The organism is Priestia sp. FSL R5-0597 (assembly GCF_038006305.1).
GTDB lineage: Bacteria > Bacillota > Bacilli > Bacillales > Bacillaceae_H > Priestia > Priestia zanthoxyli.
This window is the reverse complement of the sequence record NZ_JBBOUZ010000001.1, coordinates 1,002,478-1,020,345: the sequence shown is the minus strand read 5'-3', so window position 1 is coordinate 1,020,345 and position 17,868 is coordinate 1,002,478. Positions and strand designations below refer to the sequence as shown.

Genomic DNA, 17,868 nt, shown 5'->3' with positions numbered 1-17,868 from the left:
ATTTTGTTTCTTATATCGTTACTTAATAAAGGTTTTCACTCACGACTTTTATCCTCGCTAAAATTAATACTTTTTAATATTGTCAAAAACCATAACTTCCTTTTTTCTTGGCTAGTTTCTGTACCTTCACCTATACTGTCGTATGAGAATTTTATAACCTTATTAGAATTTTTATCTGCTACATAAGCTGTATAGGTATTAGGTAAATGAACTTTACTGTTATGTACTACATGCCTTTCAGTTCCCTTGAAATATGCATAAGCATAGTCATAATATATGCGAGTACGTGAAGTTTCTATTTCTTTAGGATTACTATCTTTTAATTGCTCTTCAAATAATCCCTTCACATAAATAGGCTCAGAGTTCTTATCATTCTTTGAAAATTCAACCTTAATATAGTGGATTGATTTATTTTTTCCAGCCATCTTCCTATATGAAGCAGACCAATTTTCATATGATTTTCCATTTACAGAGTAATACTCTGAAGCATCATGTAGCATTTGATACTCCTCTGGAAACCACATCGTATACTGACCTGTCTTAGACTTAAATTCATAAAACTCATCATCCGCTTTTTTATCTTTGTTTAAGAACTTACGTGTAAAATGGTCATCAAAAGCTGGGGCGTTGGGATAACGGCTTTCGTTTACGCCCCATATGCCGCCTATTAAAATAGCGGCTCCTACAATGACTAGAATAATAGTCTTCGTATGTTTTTTCATCCTCTTACATCTCCGTTGTTTGGCTTATTAAAATTGATACTTTTACAAAGTTTTATAAACCACTCTTCTTTTATAGGCTCAGAGTTATCTGAACGCCCACCAATACTATTAAAAGACAGCTGAATAACTTTTTTAGAGTTTTTATCAGCTACATATGCCACATATGTATTAGGGGCATGCTTATTTTTATCATTTATAACGTATTTTTCTGCCCCTCTAAAGTAGATATAAGCTGATTGATAGTAGATTCGAACTTCATCTGTTTCTAGCTTTTCCAGTTTACTGACATTGAAGCGTCTCCTTAATAAACTTTCTGCACTAAATTCTTCGTTTTCTTGTTTTCTTGCTTCTGAAAATGTAGCTTGTATATTGTTTATTTGGTTTTCACCTTTATACTTTTTAATAGATGAAGCTCTCCATCTTTCATAGAAATTACCGTCTCTTACATACTGTTGTTCATTTTCATGCAACAGCTGATACTCCTCGGGAAACCACATCGTATACTGCCCTGTCTTTGACTTAAACTCATAAAACCCGTCGTTCACTTTTTTATCTTTGTTCAAGAACTTACGTGTAAAGTGATCATCAAAAGCTTGAACATTGGGGTAGCGGCTTTCGTTTATTAGCCATACGGCTCCTAGTAAAATAGCTGTTCCTGCAATAACTGCAGTAATGAGTTTTATACGCTTTTTCATCGTTATACCCTCCCTTCATTCTTTTGAAATAAACGGGACTTATTATAAATTGGATAGTATATATTTTTTTGATTCGCTCTTATTCCACAAAAAAAGATTTTAATTTCTAGTATCTTTAAAATCATCAAATTGAACACTTTTTAAGATTTTCATAATCCTCTTATCTTGCTCTCTTCCTTGCCTCTCGTTTAATTCTGCTTTTACGTTATCAAAATAAAATTTAATAACTGAATTAGAATGTTTATCCGCTATATAGGCTACATATTCATTAGGCACGTAGCCCTCTTTTTCTCTATTTACTTGCTTATGAGTACCTTTAAAATAAGTATAGGCCTTATCATAATAAATACTTACATTTCTAGTTTCTATTTTATAAGGTTTATTTGAATTAAATTGCTCTTGAAACAGTCTTTCAACGTAAATAGATTCATTTTTTTTTATTTTGTTTGAAAATTCAACTGTCATATATTCTAATTCATTGCTATTAGATACAGCTCTATAACGCTCATATAACTTTCCTTCTTTAACATACTGCTGTTCATTTTCATGCAACAGCTGGTACTCCTCTGGAAACCAAATTGTATACTGCCCGGTCTTCGACTTAAACTCATAAAACCCGCCGTCCACTTTTTTATCTTTATTCAAGAACTTACGTGTAAAGCGGTCATCAAAAGCTGGGGCATTGGGGCAACGTTCTTCGTTTATCAGCCATATTCCACCTATTAGAATAGATGACCCTACGATTGCTGCAATAATAGTCTTTTTACGTTTTTTCATCATTCCACACATCCTTTATTGCCCTTGCTCGTACAAACTTTAAAATTAAGAAATTTTCTTCAGCTATTGTTTAAAACAGAATGAGTAGACCTTGTTTTTATTCTGTTTTAAAGGTAATACTCTTTAATATCTTTATAATCCATTCCTCACGTTCTTCTGCTGATTTTTCAGAAAGGTGTTCTGTACTATCAAAATAAAATTCAATTACCCGCTCAGAGTTTTTGTCCGCAATATAGCCAGCATATGTACTTGGGGTACGTTTATTAAAATCCGTAATTACTCTTTTATCTGTGCCTTTAAAATAGATATACGCGCTATCGTAATAAATTCTTGTTGTATCTGTCTGTAATTTTTGAGGATCATTAATATAAAAACGGTTTTTAAATAAGCCCTCTACATATATCTTTTCTTTATTAGTTTTTTTCTCAGACAGCTCAATATTAATATATCCTTTATATCCATCTCGGCTATTATTAGAGGCTTTCAAAAATTCATAATATGTATCATCTTTAACATAATCCGAAGCATCCTTATGTATGATTTGATACTCCTCTGGAAACCACATCGTATACTGTCCTGTCTTTGACTCAAACTCATAAAACCCGTCGTCCACTTTTTTATCTTTGTTCAAGAACTTACGCGTGAAGTGATTATTAAAAGCCGGAACATTTGGATAGCGGCTTTCATTTATTATCCATACCCCGCCTATTAAAATAGTTACTCCTATAATGAGTGCAATGATAGTCTTAGTATGCTTTTTCATCTTCTGGCATCTCCGTTATTTTCTGCTCTAAAATGGATACTCTTTAACATATTTAAAACCCATGTATTCTTTTCCAAGTTACTATCTTCTATAAAATCTCCAACCTGATCCATTGATAATTGAATGACCTTTGTCGATTCCTTATCAGCCACATAGGCTACGTATGTATTTGGGACATGTTCTTTACTGTCATTTATCACATGCTTCTCGGGCCCTTTAAAATAAATGTAAGCAGATTGATAGTAAATTCTAGTATTAGAAGTTTCTATTACCTTTGGTTCACTTACATTAAAACGATTCTTCATAAGACTTTCTACGCTAAAAGATTCATCTCCTGGATCTCTTCCTTCTGAAAATTTTAAACTGATAGAATTAATTTGATGTTCCTTTTTATGCTCTTTGGTATAAGCTGCTACCCATCTTTCGTACATTTTTCCACTCACGACATAATCTTCATCATTTTCATGTATTAATTGATACTCCTCTGGAAACCACATCGCATACTGCCCAGTTTTTGACTTAAACTCATAAAGACCATCATCCACTTTTTTATCTTTGTTCAAGAACTTACGCGTGAAGTGATCATTAAAAGCAGGGACTTTGGGGTAGCGGCTTTCGTTTATTAGCCATATTCCTGCTGTTAAAATAACCGTTCCTGCAAGGACTGCAATAATGGTCTTCGTCCTTTTTTTCATAGCTGCACATCCTCTTTATTTCTACTAGATAGGTTTTGGTATTTAAGTTAAAATTGATTTATTTCTTAAATTATCGTTCAACATGAGCTTTATTAAGCCTCATTCCCCTCACGGAACTTAATATTTTTTAATATCGTTAGGAACCATTTTTTCTCTGCTACTTCATCATTCTTTCTGCTTTTTTCACTTTTATCAAACCACAGTTCAATTGCATTATTAGAATGTTTATCCGCTACATATGCTATATATGTATTTGGAGCATGTTCTTTATTAGGATGCATAATTACTTCTTGTGTTCCTTTAAAATATGTATAAGCTGAATCATAGTAGATTCTTGTACTAGAAGTTTCAAACGTATTAGGCTTAGTAACATTTAGCTGTTCTTTAAACATATTGTCTACAGTAAAGGATTCATTTTCAGCCTTTCTTGCGTTTAAAAATGTCATTTCGATATAACTTCCCCCAGCATTTTCAGCTTTGTTATTTACCTCTTTCGCTATCCACCTTTCATAAGAATTACCGTTTATTACGTAATCTTCTCCGTTCTCCTTTATAAGCTGATAGCCTTTAGGAAACCACATCGTATACTGCTCAGTTTTTGACTTAAACTCATAAAAACCATCATCCACTTTTTTATCTTTGTTCAAGAACTTACGCGTGAAGTGATCATTAAAAGCTGGCACGTTGGGGTAGCGTGTTTCGTTTATCAGCCATATTGTTCCTACTAAAATAGCGACTCCTACAATTACTCCAATAACAGTCTTCATGCGATTCTTCATAGTCGCCCATCCTTTTTTATTGTTTAGAACAAACTTCACTTTGTATATATTGAATAGTTTAGAATTGTTATATCTGTTCTTATTCCTTCGACATACCTTTTTTAAAAGTTATTGAGACTCACAAATCTCTCTGACTTCTTTTTCTTTACCAAATAAGCCTTTGTATTCAAGTTGAGCTATTTTCTTGATTAAAACGAATACTATTTAATATTTCTACAAACCACTCTCTTTTCTCAAGCCCCTTATTAGTTTGATGATTTAAACTGTCATCAAACCATAATTCAATTACCTTATTAGAATACTTATCTGCTACGTATCCTATGTATGTATTTGGAGCATATTTATTCTTATCATGGATGACATGTTGTTCTGTTCCTTTAAAATAAAGATAAGCTGCATCAAAATATATACGGGTATTAGCTGTTTCCCACTTTTCAGGATTATTTGCGCCAAACTCACCTTTAAATAGACTCTCTACATAAATAGATTCATCATCAGGATTACTCTCTGATAGTTCGACTTGTAAATAATTTAGTTGATCTCCTTTTTTATGCTTCTTGACTGATGAAGCTTTCCACCTTTCGTAAAAATCGTCACTTTTAACATATTGTTGTTCATTTTCATGTAACAACTGATACTCCTCCGGAAACCACATCGTATACTGCCCTGTCTTGGACTCAAACTCATAAAACCCATCATCCACTTTTTTATCTTTGTTTAAGAATTCACGCGTAAAGTGATCATCAAAAGCAGGGACGTTTGGGTAGCGGCTTTCGTTTATCAGCCATATTCCTCCTATTAAAATAGCAACTCCTGTAATGATTGCGGAAAGGGTCTTCGTACGTTTTTTCATTGTCCTACACTCCCTCTATTACTCTTTTGAAATAAATAGGACTTAATGTAAATTGTTCAACATATAAAAATCCCTCAGACCACTGTCTGAGGAATAGCAGTATCCCTTATGTTAATTCACTTTCATCCATTGATTCTTTATATCGAATTTCGTACTCTCTCTTATGCATATCTTTAATAGAATGCATAAAACTCATAATATGCTGAAATGCTCCAGTATCATACTGCTGAGCTCGTAGCGTATATCCCCGCTCAGCTGCTTCTAATTTACTTTTAACCGCATCCGCAAACTCACCCGTTTGGTTTTCTAAATAGCTTTTAGCATGCCAAAGCTTTTCATTTACTTCTTGATCCTTTTTGATTAACTCTTTAATCCTTTTTGCCTGCTCGTCTTTGAAGTCATCACTATCAAATTCAAACGTGTATTTACCGCTCGTTGTTCCTGTGTGTGTAAAATCAAAATCAAACAATTAAATCCCCCCTACTACTTCTTTCATGCTTTTAATATCTGAAGCTACCGATTCGTCAGCTTCCATCATCTTCTCGAAATTTTGGAAGAACGCTTCAAGAAACTTTTGATAGTATGTAACTTCCTCTTGAATAGAAGAAATAATCTCTTCAACAGGAGTAAATACACTATCGTCTAGCGGGTCAAACGTTTTGTCAAACGTCACTTTTTCAGCCACACGCTTTTGTCCAAACCATGCGAGGGTAGCGCCGTCTTTATCTGCCTTTTCCATAAATGACTGGGGAGAAGCTTCTTCTCTGGATATTTTCATTTTTAACTTTTTCTTCTTAGCTTCGAAGACTTCGTTAATTTCACTATGTAAATACTGCTTTAGCGTATTTAAGTTTGCTTCTTTGTCTTTAATAGCATTAGCACAGTAATAAACAAACTTCTTCATTTGTTCATAATCTAGCAAGATTTCTTCCTGAGATCCTGAATCAAAAACCTGATAATACGTCTTCATAGCATTAGCTTCTGTGTATTTGACAACGTAATTAATTCCGTGGAGTTTTGCTTGATTTCTTTGAGATATTCCTTTAACAAGCTGAAATGTTGCTCCAGGGCTAGTAAATGTATTTACCATTACTACTGCTCCTACTCCTATACCTGCTTTAATCTCTCCAAAATGAAGAAAAGGATATCTTTTTACACTCTCAAGGTATTGATCACGTGTTTCTGGCAGGTTAAGCAACGTTTCTTGTTTCACATGATCATTAACAAACCCTAAACCGCCTAATGTTGTCTTTACTCCAAGGTTATAACGGAATTGGTCTATCATATACACTGGGTTCCATTTTGCTTCTTTCTGAAAAGGATATTTCCCAATGTTAATCATTTCTTCTGTATCTAAATCTCCAAGCATCGTCACTTTGTTACCTGCATACCAGCTGTTTGGAAAGGATTGAGCATGCATGGGCTCGCCTTTTACCCAGGTATGGCTGATAGTGGCCTTTTGCTTTTTGTAGTAAGTATTGGCTATTTCAATTATTTTTTTTTCAGGTATCTTATCGATTCTACCTTCCGTTCGACTTAAATACGTTCGAAAGGACGTATCATTCCTAACAATTTGCTTTATATTCACAGGGGCATCGTTTAAACCCCGTATATTAGTAAAAGTCTTTTTTATAAGCCCGATACTTACTATTAAGCTACCTCCTAGTGAATGCCCATCTCCATAACGTACTAGTTTAATATCGTTATTTTTATTTTGTGTTTTTATTTTTTTTTCTACTTTATCATACATTATAGACGCATCTCTTAACTGGTTATCTTTCTTGCCTGCTCCAATACCTAAAGCGTCATAAATAACATCTCCGAAATCTTTGGAAGGTTCTGTTCCTCTGAAAATATAATATACCTGATTTATCTTTTGACCTTTATCATAAAAGTGTATAGCTGCTCCATCCATCCCTGAGGTTTTTCCAATCCCCATCTCTTCACTTGTATATATTTTAAATTCAGGAGGTTCTTTCCCTGTTTCTTCTTTGTATATTTTCCTTATTTTCTCTTCTTTATTTGTTAAATCACTATATTCTAACTGAACGATTTTATTTCTAATACTGTTATCTAAAATTTCTTTCTGTTCCATAATAAAAACCCCTTAGTTAGAAAATTTTATACTTTTCAAAATCTTCATTAACCACTTTGTCTGATCTTCTTCATCCAAATGTTGATTTTTAAATCCACTGGTTTCAAAAGAAAATTCAACTACTCTATCGGAGTTTTTATCCATAATATATGCATAAAAGCTGTTAGGTTTTTGATCGCTACCTTCTACTACTTGTTTGTCTTTATTTACTTCAAAATGAACACTAGAAAAGTAAATAATATTCTTGCTTGTTTTAATAAGCTTTGGTTCTTTAGAAATCAAATGATCTTTAAAAAAGCTTTCAATATAGTCTTGCTGATTTTTTTTATTATCTTTAGCCATTGTGATGTGTATAGCACCTCTATACACCTGGTTTTCACTTGAGGGAACAGCTCCCCATTGCTCGAAGTTTTTATTATCTCTAGAATAATCGCCATCTTCATTTAGTAATGTATATCCCTCCGGAAACCACATCGTATACTGCCCTGTCTTCGACTTAAACTCATAAAACCCGTCATCCACTTTTTTATCTTTGTTTAAGAATTCACGCGTAAAGTGATCATCAAAAGCAGGGACGTTTGGGTATCGGCTTTCGTTTATCATCCATATTCCTCCTATTAAAATAGCAGCTCCTGCAATGACTGCAATAATGGTCTTCGTACGTTTTTTCATTGTCGCACACCCTTTTAGTTATGTTATAACCTATGTTTTATACATGTTCGATACTATCATACTTATAATGGGAGAGTCATAAGCAGAACGAATCAAAGAACCATAATTAGGAAGTGGTTATTTTTTACTATCACTTACCCTTTCTATTAAAGAAATAATCGTTTCTTTTTTTATCATTGTTACCGTTATTAATGATTTCTCTCAATAAAGAAAACCCCACTTTCAAAAAAGTGAGGTTGATTACATAATATAGGACGTTTACTGAATGTTTCGCTCTCCTTGTGCCAGCACATCAATTTCAGCGTCAATTTTCACGCTGTGGGTTTTCCCATCAAGTCCAAGAATCACAATTTCATACTGCTTGTTAGTGAGAACAATCGATTCGATAATACCTTTATGCTGTCTTAACGCGTATGCTTTTGCACGGCTTTTAGTTAAAGGAATCGTTTTTTCTTTCAAAATACTCCCGGTTTGGGCGTTAATTTTTACTTTATGCTCTTCTCCGTTTAACGTAAGGATGTCTACTGTATAAATAGGAAGAGTGAGTATTTTACTCAGCGATATGGATTTGACAATGCCTTTATATTCTTTTAATGCGAGAAGCTTTGCTTGTTCTTTCAACAAAAGTGATTGTTTTTCAGAAATCATTTGACGCCATCCTTTCTAGTTTATAAAACGGACTGCTGTTTCAATTTCTTAACGTACCATATCCTATGTATACGTCTACTAACTAGTATAGCGGGCTTGTCTTAAATTTCTCTTAATATTACATGAAAGATAGCTGAAGAAAGCTGTTTCCCACTGAAAAAACTAGACCTGATTAGATCTAGCTTCTTATTGGTGAATGTGAATTCTACATTTTTTTCGTTTCGAATCGTTCTACGGCTCTTATTTGTTTGATTGACGGGGATTTGTGTACGCACATGCCTAAATGAACTTTTTGAAGCAAATAGGGATCAATGTAAAAACCATTTTGAAAGATGTTTTCTTTTTCCTGTTCGTCATGAAATTTGGAGCATCTTACACAGTAATACATATCATAACCTCCTTGCGGGCTATTTTATAAACGGGGATAGTTGTGAATGGTATATTTACCTATAGCATATGGAAAAGAACAAAAGTCGTGCTTGTTTAGGGAAAATGTCCGAAAAGAAGAAGGCTTGTTCGTGGGCTAAAACACTGGCTTTTAAAAATGATTATTTAGAACATAAATCAGTTTAATCGTAATAAAAAAGCCTCTTTTAAAGAAAAAAGAGGCACTTTTTATTAATTTGTTACTTTTGCGCTGTTTTGATGCCAGTTCCAAGCTGATGCGATAATTTTTTCTAATGAAATTTGCGCTTTCCAGCCTAATTCTGCGTGAATTTTATCAGAAGATGCGACTAAGCGTGCCGGATCTCCAGCGCGGCGGTCTGCCATTACGACATTCGCTTTTTTACCCGTTACTTTTTCACACGTTTCGATCACTTCTTTTACAGAGTAGCCAAGGCCGTTTCCAAGGTTGTACGTTGCTGTTTTCTTCGTGCCGTCTAACAGTGCCTGAAGCGCTGAAATGTGAGCATTTGCTAGGTCCGTTACGTGAATGTAGTCACGGATGCACGTTCCGTCTGCAGTATCGTAGTCTGAGCCGAATACAGAGATGTTTTCACGTTCACCAAGCAGGTGCTGAAGAATGATTGGAATTAAGTGCGTTTCAGGATCATGGCACTCGCCAATTTCTGCTGTTTCGTAAGCACCCGCTGCGTTGAAGTAACGAAGCACAACATATTCCATGTCGTAAGCACTTGCAAAGTCAGCTAAAATCTGTTCGATCATTAACTTTGAACGTCCGTACGGATTAATTGGGTTTGTTGCCGTATCTTCTGTAATGATATCTACAGAAGGAATCCCGTATGTAGCAGCAGTAGATGAAAAAATAAACTTTTTCACATTGTGCTTCATCATCGTTTGTAAAAGGGTTAACGTCGCAGCTACGTTATTTTGATAATATTTAAGAGGATCTGTTACTGACTCCCCTACTAAACTATTAGCAGCAAAATGCATGACAGCATCAATTTTATGATTTGTGAATACGCTTTCTAAATCTTTCTCATTACCTAGATTTCCTTCTACGAATACCGCTTTCTCATCGATTGCCCAGCGATGACCCGTTGATAGATTATCAAGTACCACAACTTCATTTGTTTTCACTAATTCTTTTACTAGGTGGCTTCCGATATAGCCTGCTCCTCCGATGACTAAAATCATACTGTCAGTCAGCTCCTTTTTATTAAGTGTCGCTACAGATATCGTACCCGTTTCTTTTCCATTTGTAAATATTTCATTTTTCAGTATCCTGCAGCGATACGGTTATATTTTTTATTAGTATAGACAATCAATATGAACTCATTATGAAGAAAAGGGAAGGAAATTTTTATTGCTCTTTTTCACAGAGAGTTAGATAATATAGCAGGAACTAATTTACTTATTAAAGGAATGAAAGCTTAATGAGCAAACACCATTCATGGCTAGATGCGCTAAAAGGATTATGTATTCTTACAGTAGTGGCAGGGCATTCTAGCAGCCCTTTTTTTCATCATTATTTCTTTTGGTTTCACATGCCTCTCTTTTTTATGATTAGCGGCTATCTGTTTCACTCACGTTCTAGAATACAAGAAGTACGAGGATGGATTTTGAAAAAATGGATGCGTTTACTTATCCCTTATTTTTCATTTGGCCTGTTAATAGCAGCCCTTATCTTTGTTCAAACATTTAACGTTCGGGAAGTGTTACTAAACATCTACCATTTATGTATTGGCGGGAGAACTCTCGGATACTATTACGGTGTTTTTTGGTTTGTCACTTGTTTATTCTTAACTCACCTTGTTTTTGCCTATGCATCTCTACTGATTAAAAGAAAAAGGTCAATGGTTCTTTTCTTAGCTCTATGCTATTTTATCGCTCATATTTATGTCAGCTTTCCATTTCTTCAGCAAAAAAACATTATATGGAGCGCCAATTCTGTTTTGCTATCCATTTGTTATTACGCAATTGGATATTACAGCAGACAAGCTTTTTCGTTTATTGAGAGAAATAGCACCGTAATCGTGAGCAGCTTAATCATTTTATTGATTGTAGTTTTAGAAAAGCTCAACGTTCTTTCTTATACATTAGATATTAAAGCAAACGTTTATACATGGCTGCTTGATTTGATTATTCCTCTTTGCGCGGCAAGCATTCTTGTATATATAAGCAAAAAAATGAGCTTAACAAAGTGGAGTAAGCCTTTTGAATACGTGGGGAAATCCTCGTTTACCATTATGTTTTTGCACGTACCGGTTACTATTTTAATAGAAAAATACACCGGCATATCTACCGTCTTTTTATACATAGTAATGGGAACATTGATTCCTTTAATATGTCATGTATTGTTGAAACAATTTCTTCTTACAAACGCATTATTTTTAGGTGCGTTTCCTATTCCGAAAAAGGACAGTGGACAAACACTTCCAGTTTCGAAATAAACAGTCATGTAACCCCTGTTCTTTACAGGGGTTATTTACTAGATTTGCTGAGGCACTTTCTTCATATCTTTCACTTTATTTTTTAATGGAAGCATGCCTTCAATATGGCATTCAATACAGTCCCCATCTTCAATAACAGCGGGTCCCGGCGTTCCGGTTAAGATAATATCACCTGGATGCAGCGTCATGACTTTTGAGAAAAATGAAACACAGTATGCGATGTCGTAAATCATATTAGACACGGTATTTTCATGCTGCATGTCTCCGTTTAGCAATGTGCGCACTTGAAGTGATTTCACGTTTGATATGCTTTCTTTTGTGATAAACTCTGAGCCTATACTGCAAAATGTATCAAAGCTTTTTGCTCGCATTAAGTAGCGATGATTCGCCGCATGAATATCAGCTGCGGTTACGTCAATGGCTGACGTATAGCCAGCAATTACGTTCATGGCTTCATCTGGCTCTATATCCTTACACGTTTCGCCGATTACCACCGCTAGTTCCGCTTCAGCCGTTGTTTTGTAGGACTGCTTTGGAATACGAATGCTGTCATCTGGTCCAATAATGGCGGTTGCGGGTTTTAAAAAACTAACTGGATCAATGGCACGGTCGTAGTCTTTTAGTTTTTCTTCAGAAGCTGCATAATTAAATCCAATGCCTAACAATTTTGACGGATTACTAATGATAGGAGCTGTTTTTCTGCCCTGCAAGTGCAGTGCGGGAAAAGAGCTGTTCATACCAAATTTATTATGGGCGTACCATGTTTCAAGGTGGCGAAGTTCTTTATATTGAATAAGATCCCAAATTGTTGTAGACCAGTTTGTTAAATATTTAGCATTAATATCTTCTATAAGCAGAATGCTGTCATTGTCTAAAATAGCTGCTTGTTCTTTCCCTTGCTCTATTATATTTACTAACTTCATGATACGCTCCTTACCGATGCTTGAATGATATGATCGCTGTTTTCTTTTACCCAATTTAATAATTTTTCATCTTGGTTGTATCCCGCAATAAAAGATAAGCCGATTGGCAAACCGTCTAGTTCTCCCGCAGGTATCGTAACTTGCGGAAGTCCGCTTAGTCCGGCAATACACGTCATTTGAAGTGTTCGCAATCTTCTGTTTTCTAACTCCGGTCCTTTTGCATCTTTTATAGGCGCGGGTCCTGGAGCTGTAGGAAGCACTAATATTCCGTCTTCTCCAAGCTGTGAGTACATAAAATAGCGAAGTTCACGACGCTTTTCTTCTATATAATTCATATTTAATAAGGTAAGAGTGCTCGCCCATTGAAAGCGGCTTCCGATATCGTCTCCAAACGTTGGGTTTTCTTTTTGAATCCATTCTCCGTGCGTTTGCCAAATTTCTTTTCCTTGCAGCAAACGAAAAGTTTCCATATATGTAGAAAAACCCTGGGGGGCAATTACTATTTCTTCTGTAGTAGAAAAAGACTTCATTACGTGCTTAATAGGTGGTGCAAGAGCTTGCATGCTTTGTTCATCCACAAGTTCCATAACGTCTGTTGCTACATAAAGTCTTGTAAAACCGCTAGCACGCGACGTTGAGTTCAATAAAACCGCTCCTACTTTTTGCAGAGTGTGGCCGTCTCTAGCCATTACACCAACTGTATCAAAGCTTGGAGCAAGTGGAATTAGACCGTTTGTAGAAATGCGTCCGTGAGAAGGACGATACCCAAAAATACCGCAGTAGCTTGACGGAATTCGAACCGATCCTCCAGTATCTGTTCCAATCGCAAAATCAGTTATTCCCGCTGCGACAGCAACCGCTGATCCGCTCGAAGAACCTCCCGGAATTCGATTTGCGCCTTTTGGGTTTACCGGTGTTCCATAATGCGCGTTTTCTCCATTTAGTCCGTACATAAGCTCGTCCGTGTGCGTAACTCCCTTCAGTGCAGCTCCTTCTTTTAAAAGAGCAGCTACTACATCTGCATGTTCGCTTGCAGGCTGATGCGTGGCGAGCCAATCCGGATTTCCTGCACTTGATATATGTCCTTGTACATCAAATACGTCTTTTAACGCAAAACTCAAGTTATTTAACATCCCCGTTCCCGTTGGAGGTACGTAAAGATCACTGTCTACAAATGCGTTCCACGTATCTTTCATTCAACCATCTCCTCATTTCTTATATCTGTTTAGAATATAAAATTTGGAATAAGTTGGTCAATGAATGTGTCAGGTCTGTTTACACTAATATTATGTAAGTCTCCCAACTTCTCTTTTCCTAGAGAAACTAGCCGTTTCATTTCCCTTTTAGCACGTTTGCGAGTAAAGTAGAAACATATCATTTTACGAAAAGGACTATCGCGATGGAACAATCTACTACGCTTTTCTTATTTATTTTATTAGCTTTTGTGCTAACAAGAGGCATTCCATTTATAGGTTCATTTGCTCCTAGCATTAATACACTGCTTAGGCATATTGGACGTTATTTTTCAAATTTAAATACGATGTTTCATGAAGATGGCCACGCGTTAATGGGGCTTATTGTCGGAAAAGGCGTCAATCGCATTGAGCTTTACACCAATAATGAAGGTGTAGCTGTGACTGCCACCTACGCGGGATCCCGTGGATGGCTGCCGCGCGTCATTATTGCCTTAGCCGGCTACCCGTTCAGCTCAGCAATGGCTTATTTATTTTTCTACCTGCTCGTTCACAACCACTACGACTGGCTTTTTTACGGGTTAGGAAGTGTTGTTGTTATTAATTTACTGCTTTGGGTACGTAACGGATACGGAATTGTATGGCTATTTTCTATCGGTTTGATCCTCGGAGGCATCTATTATCTGCAAGATCCACAGCTTATGCGCTACAGCATGATGTTTGTTGGTGCACTGTTACTTGTAGAATCTCTATTTTCCGCCTTTATTATTTTTGTGTTAAGCATCAAATACCCAAACGATGCGGGTGACGCTACAAGTTTAAAGCAGCTTACCCATCTTTCAGCACGCTTTTGGGGCTTTTTATTTTTCGCACAGGCCGTTTATGTGGCTTATTTGATTTTTCACCTGATTTATTAAAGACAAAATTCTGTAATCCCCCGAGAAAACTTTGGGAATTTTATAATTTAAAGGAATAATTTACTTTTATACACTAAATAATGGTTTACGAGTTCCCTAAATGAGGTATATATTGGGTACTATGAAGTCGTAAAGAGGTGTGGGATACTTGTCATTATTTTTAAAGTGGAAGCAAAAGAAGCAGGAAAAAGAAGTAGAGCGTGTTCTTGAGGAATCAATCTCAAAAAGAAAAGACTACTGGAACACAATTGGACATGTAGACGGAGACGTATTAACTCATTTGTTAAATCCCATGTTTTTTGGCGGGCCTGCTTGGCCGTCTGGACGTCAAACTTTTATTCGTGTTCAAAAAACAGAGACGGTTATTTTAGCAAGCGACGGCTTGTCCGACCCGTTTCAACTACCTGAAGAAAAGAGCCAAAGACAAGGAAAGGGATTAGAATTCTATATCGAATGCGATGATGAATCTCTTCGCGGACCTTTATCGGATATCCAGGATCACTGGGCATTTGACCTTCTTTATCAAATGAGTCAAAATGCTGCCGCTCACCCTAATATGCTAGAACTATTCATGAAACATGATGTTCTTTCAATTGAATTTACGGATTTGGACGTACCGCCTCATTTTGTAAATAAAAATGGAGATATTGGTGTATTGCTAGGAGTTCAGTCTCCTTCTGTTTCAGCTAGCCTCTCTTTACCTTACGAATCTATTAAACTGATTAGCATGAAGCTTCTTACACCAAACGAATTAGACTATGTGCGCGAACAAGGAGCGCAAGGACGCAGGCAGCTCGCTGAAACATTTCAGCTGTCAAAAAGCTATCATATTACCATGACTAAAAGAGAGTCTCTTATTTAAAAGAGGTTCTTTTTTTATTTCTGCTATTGAAATAGAGCCCTGTAGAATATACTCCTTATTTACATGTAACTCAAGTTCACATATTTTTTTAAAGCTGCTTTTCATATGAGCGTACTATTTTTGATTCATGGTATATTTTGCTATAGTAAAAAAGAAGATATAAAAAAAGGAGATGGACGTTAGACATGGCAGAAAAAGTGCAGATTGGAAAATCCGAATTATATGTTAACCCTATTGGACTTGGAACAAACGCTGTAGGAGGACACAACTTATATCCTAACCTAAACGAAGAAGTCGGCAAAGACCTTGTTCATAAGGCGTTAGATAATGGCATTAACCTACTTGATACAGCGTTCATTTATGGTCCTAAACGTTCTGAAGAATTAATTGGCGAAGTACTAAAAGAACGCGGAAATCGTGCAGAAGCGGTGATCGCTACAAAAGGAGCACATAAAATTGTTGGAGATGAAGTACTGCTAGACAATTCTCCTGCATTTTTAAAACAGTCGGTTGAAGATAGCTTAAAACGCCTTCAAACAGATTATATCGATTTGTATTATATTCACTTTCCAGATAAAAACACACCTAAAGACGAAGCGGTTGGTGCGTTAAAAGAATTAAAAGATGAAGGTAAGATCCGTTCTATTGGCGTATCAAACTTCTCGTTAGATCAGTTAAAAGAAGCAAATAAAGATGGTTATGTAGACGTGGTACAAGGCCAATATAACTTAATTCAGCGAGAAGCAGAAAACGATATTTTACCTTATACGGCTGCAAATCATATTTCATTTATTCCATACTTTCCGCTAGCTGCTGGTTTACTTGCTGGGAAATATGATAAAAATACAAAGTTTAATGACCTGCGCGAAGATATGCCTCATTTTATCGGCGAAGCATTTCAGCAAAACCTAGAAAAAGTAGAGCGTCTTCGTCAAATCTCTAGCGCAAAAGGCGTAGAAGTAGCTCATCTTGTTCTGGCTTGGTACTTAACGCGCGATTCAATTGATGTTTTAATTCCAGGGGCAAAACGCGCTGATCAAGTACTTGATAACTTAAAAACATTAGATGTACAGCTCACTTCTTCTGAAATTAAAGACATTGATCATATTTTTAAATAATACAAAAAGAGCTTTGCCATAGGTAAAGCTCTTTTTTCTATACAATTCCGCTGACTAATAGAACAAAAGCTGTAAAGAAGAATCCCATCTGTACAAAGCTTGTTACGTACTCTTTCGTTTCTTGTTTGTATTTCCATTCATCTATACTTTTTAACAAAATATTCACGACTAAAAATAGGAAAGATACGATATAAGGCTCTACAAACATAAAGATCATATCAAGTAACAGACAAAGAACAAAAGCTATCGTCACATATTTATCCCATCGGCCTAAAGCTAGACTTTCATACTCATATTTTCCCCAAAATTTGCTGCGAGGGATATCAAGGACTTTTCTCAAGATAACGTCTGCTAAGACCGCTGCTGCTACAAGTATTATTAATATATACATTGCCATCCCCCCTTCCTTTTTATGGTATCATTTCAACTCGTTTCTGTTAAGGTCTCAGCTACAAAGTGCTTAAACTGCTTTGTTTCTTCCGTTTCACCTTTTGTTACGATATACGTATGTGAAGAAGGCCGGATAATTTTTTGCTGTGAAATGACGCTTAACGTTTGATTTTCAACTTCCTTTTTCACCATAGAAAATGGCAAATAAGATACGCCTAAACCTTCTTCAATAAAGCGCTTTGTAATTTCTACTTGCGTCACAGGAAGCAGCTGAATGTGAGGATAACAAGCCTTGATTTGAAGGAGTAAATCTTCCCAATAAACAGGATGATTATTCGTAAGCAGCCGGTAGGAAGATAACAGCTCCTGTTCCGTACGTGCCTCTGCAGAAAACGGGGCAACTAAGACTGCTTTTTCTTTATGAATTAACTCATAAAAAACGTCTGCCTGACCCGGAAGCATCCTTGTTAATCCAATATCTGACCTTCTGTCGCTGATGTCTTTTCCCACTTGAAACGAATTTGTGATATTAACCGTTACTTCAATATGGGGATATCTCTCTACAAATTGTTTGATGAGGCTTGGTAAAACAGATGCTGTTATTTGAGGAGCAGCGGATATAGTCAGTTTTCGGTTATATCCTTGCTTCCATAACTTAAAATTTCCTACTCCTTCTTCATATGCCCTCACCATTTTTTGAGCATGAGGCAAAAAAAAGCGTCCTGCCTCAGTCAGCGTGATGTATTTACCTTTTTTTTCAAAAAGCTCAGCACCTAACTCTTGCTGCAGTCGCTGAATATGCTTTGATACAGCAGGCTGTGTTAAAAATAAATCTTCAGACGCTTGCCTGAAATTTTCATAAGAAGCCGCTATGATGAATGTTTTTAACCATTTGATCTCCATTTTCTTCT

Annotated in this window: 21 protein-coding genes; 4 read left to right on the top strand and 17 right to left on the bottom strand. The window is 36.0% G+C overall.

The window, feature by feature from the left end; all coding sequences use genetic code 11:
- Nucleotides 1–35 precede the first annotated feature (35 nt).
- The 13 genes from MKX72_RS05265 to galE all read right to left on the bottom strand — a co-directional run bounded on the left by MKX72_RS05265 (nucleotide 36) and on the right by galE (nucleotide 10,298).
- Nucleotides 36–722, bottom strand: a complete 687-nt coding sequence (locus MKX72_RS05265) for a hypothetical protein (protein ID WP_033578233.1) — start codon at nucleotides 720–722, stop codon at nucleotides 36–38.
- Nucleotides 719–1,417, bottom strand: coding sequence for a hypothetical protein (locus tag MKX72_RS05260; protein ID WP_033578232.1), 699 nt, complete (start codon nucleotides 1,415–1,417; stop codon nucleotides 719–721). The genes MKX72_RS05265 and MKX72_RS05260 overlap by 4 nt, the downstream gene beginning before the upstream one ends.
- Before the next feature lie 99 nt (nucleotides 1,418–1,516).
- Nucleotides 1,517–2,197 (bottom strand): hypothetical protein, encoded by a 681-nt coding sequence (locus MKX72_RS05255; RefSeq protein ID WP_328592752.1) that lies wholly within the window; start codon nucleotides 2,195–2,197, stop codon nucleotides 1,517–1,519.
- A gap of 94 nt (nucleotides 2,198–2,291) precedes the next feature.
- Nucleotides 2,292–2,957 (bottom strand): hypothetical protein, encoded by a 666-nt coding sequence (locus MKX72_RS05250; RefSeq protein ID WP_034269895.1) that lies wholly within the window; start codon nucleotides 2,955–2,957, stop codon nucleotides 2,292–2,294.
- A complete protein-coding gene (locus tag MKX72_RS05245; protein WP_155008405.1) occupies nucleotides 2,954–3,652 on the bottom strand; it encodes a hypothetical protein in 699 nt (232 codons plus the stop codon). The genes MKX72_RS05250 and MKX72_RS05245 overlap by 4 nt, the downstream gene beginning before the upstream one ends.
- Nucleotides 3,653–3,744: 92 nt before the next feature.
- Entirely contained in the window at nucleotides 3,745–4,431 is a 687-nt protein-coding gene (locus MKX72_RS05240; protein ID WP_155008406.1) for a hypothetical protein, read from the bottom strand.
- A gap of 166 nt (nucleotides 4,432–4,597) precedes the next feature.
- Nucleotides 4,598–5,284, bottom strand: coding sequence for a hypothetical protein (locus MKX72_RS05235; RefSeq protein ID WP_098579084.1), 687 nt, complete (start codon nucleotides 5,282–5,284; stop codon nucleotides 4,598–4,600).
- 106 nt (nucleotides 5,285–5,390) lie between these two features.
- A complete protein-coding gene (locus MKX72_RS05230; protein ID WP_155008407.1) occupies nucleotides 5,391–5,753 on the bottom strand; it encodes a hypothetical protein in 363 nt (120 codons plus the stop codon).
- Entirely contained in the window at nucleotides 5,754–7,379 is a 1,626-nt protein-coding gene (locus tag MKX72_RS05225; protein ID WP_155008408.1) for a DUF6792 domain-containing protein, read from the bottom strand. It lies immediately after the preceding gene.
- Nucleotides 7,380–7,391: 12 nt separating this feature from the next.
- A complete protein-coding gene (locus tag MKX72_RS05220; protein ID WP_034269881.1) occupies nucleotides 7,392–8,051 on the bottom strand; it encodes a hypothetical protein in 660 nt (219 codons plus the stop codon).
- Between the two features lie 258 nt (nucleotides 8,052–8,309).
- Complete coding sequence (locus tag MKX72_RS05215) at nucleotides 8,310–8,699, bottom strand: PepSY domain-containing protein (protein WP_155008409.1); 390 nt, start codon at nucleotides 8,697–8,699, stop codon at nucleotides 8,310–8,312.
- A gap of 205 nt (nucleotides 8,700–8,904) precedes the next feature.
- Nucleotides 8,905–9,087 (bottom strand): DUF3973 domain-containing protein, encoded by a 183-nt coding sequence (locus MKX72_RS05210; protein ID WP_028412270.1) that lies wholly within the window; start codon nucleotides 9,085–9,087, stop codon nucleotides 8,905–8,907.
- Nucleotides 9,088–9,317: 230 nt separating this feature from the next.
- Entirely contained in the window at nucleotides 9,318–10,298 is a 981-nt protein-coding gene (galE, locus tag MKX72_RS05205; protein ID WP_098248561.1) for a UDP-glucose 4-epimerase GalE, read from the bottom strand.
- 239 nt (nucleotides 10,299–10,537) lie between these two features.
- On the opposite strand from galE, the gene MKX72_RS05200 reads away from it, so the two are divergent.
- Entirely contained in the window at nucleotides 10,538–11,554 is a 1,017-nt protein-coding gene (locus MKX72_RS05200; RefSeq protein WP_155008410.1) for an acyltransferase family protein, read from the top strand.
- A gap of 38 nt (nucleotides 11,555–11,592) precedes the next feature.
- Here MKX72_RS05200 and MKX72_RS05195 read toward each other — a convergent pair whose 3' ends face one another.
- Complete coding sequence (locus MKX72_RS05195) at nucleotides 11,593–12,477, bottom strand: fumarylacetoacetate hydrolase family protein (RefSeq protein WP_028412267.1); 885 nt, start codon at nucleotides 12,475–12,477, stop codon at nucleotides 11,593–11,595.
- A complete protein-coding gene (locus MKX72_RS05190; protein WP_155008411.1) occupies nucleotides 12,474–13,673 on the bottom strand; it encodes an amidase in 1,200 nt (399 codons plus the stop codon). The genes MKX72_RS05195 and MKX72_RS05190 overlap by 4 nt, the downstream gene beginning before the upstream one ends.
- A gap of 203 nt (nucleotides 13,674–13,876) precedes the next feature.
- Between MKX72_RS05190 and MKX72_RS05185 the strand changes: the two genes are divergently transcribed.
- The 3 genes from MKX72_RS05185 (at nucleotide 13,877) to MKX72_RS05175 (ending at nucleotide 16,567) form a co-directional block, all read left to right on the top strand.
- Nucleotides 13,877–14,587, top strand: coding sequence for a M50 family metallopeptidase (locus MKX72_RS05185; RefSeq protein WP_033578221.1), 711 nt, complete (start codon nucleotides 13,877–13,879; stop codon nucleotides 14,585–14,587).
- 148 nt (nucleotides 14,588–14,735) lie between these two features.
- Nucleotides 14,736–15,449, top strand: coding sequence for a suppressor of fused domain protein (locus tag MKX72_RS05180; protein ID WP_034269869.1), 714 nt, complete (start codon nucleotides 14,736–14,738; stop codon nucleotides 15,447–15,449).
- A 185-nt stretch (nucleotides 15,450–15,634) separates the two neighbouring features.
- The gene (locus MKX72_RS05175) at nucleotides 15,635–16,567 is read left to right on the top strand and encodes an aldo/keto reductase (protein WP_047751540.1); all 933 of its coding nucleotides are present in this window, start codon (nucleotides 15,635–15,637) and stop codon (nucleotides 16,565–16,567) included.
- A gap of 37 nt (nucleotides 16,568–16,604) precedes the next feature.
- Here MKX72_RS05175 and MKX72_RS05170 read toward each other — a convergent pair whose 3' ends face one another.
- Complete coding sequence (locus MKX72_RS05170; RefSeq protein ID WP_033578218.1) at nucleotides 16,605–16,958, bottom strand: DUF4181 domain-containing protein; 354 nt, start codon at nucleotides 16,956–16,958, stop codon at nucleotides 16,605–16,607.
- 32 nt (nucleotides 16,959–16,990) lie between these two features.
- The gene (locus tag MKX72_RS05165; RefSeq protein WP_155008412.1) at nucleotides 16,991–17,860 is read right to left on the bottom strand and encodes a LysR family transcriptional regulator; all 870 of its coding nucleotides are present in this window, start codon (nucleotides 17,858–17,860) and stop codon (nucleotides 16,991–16,993) included.
- Nucleotides 17,861–17,868: the final 8 nt, after the last annotated feature.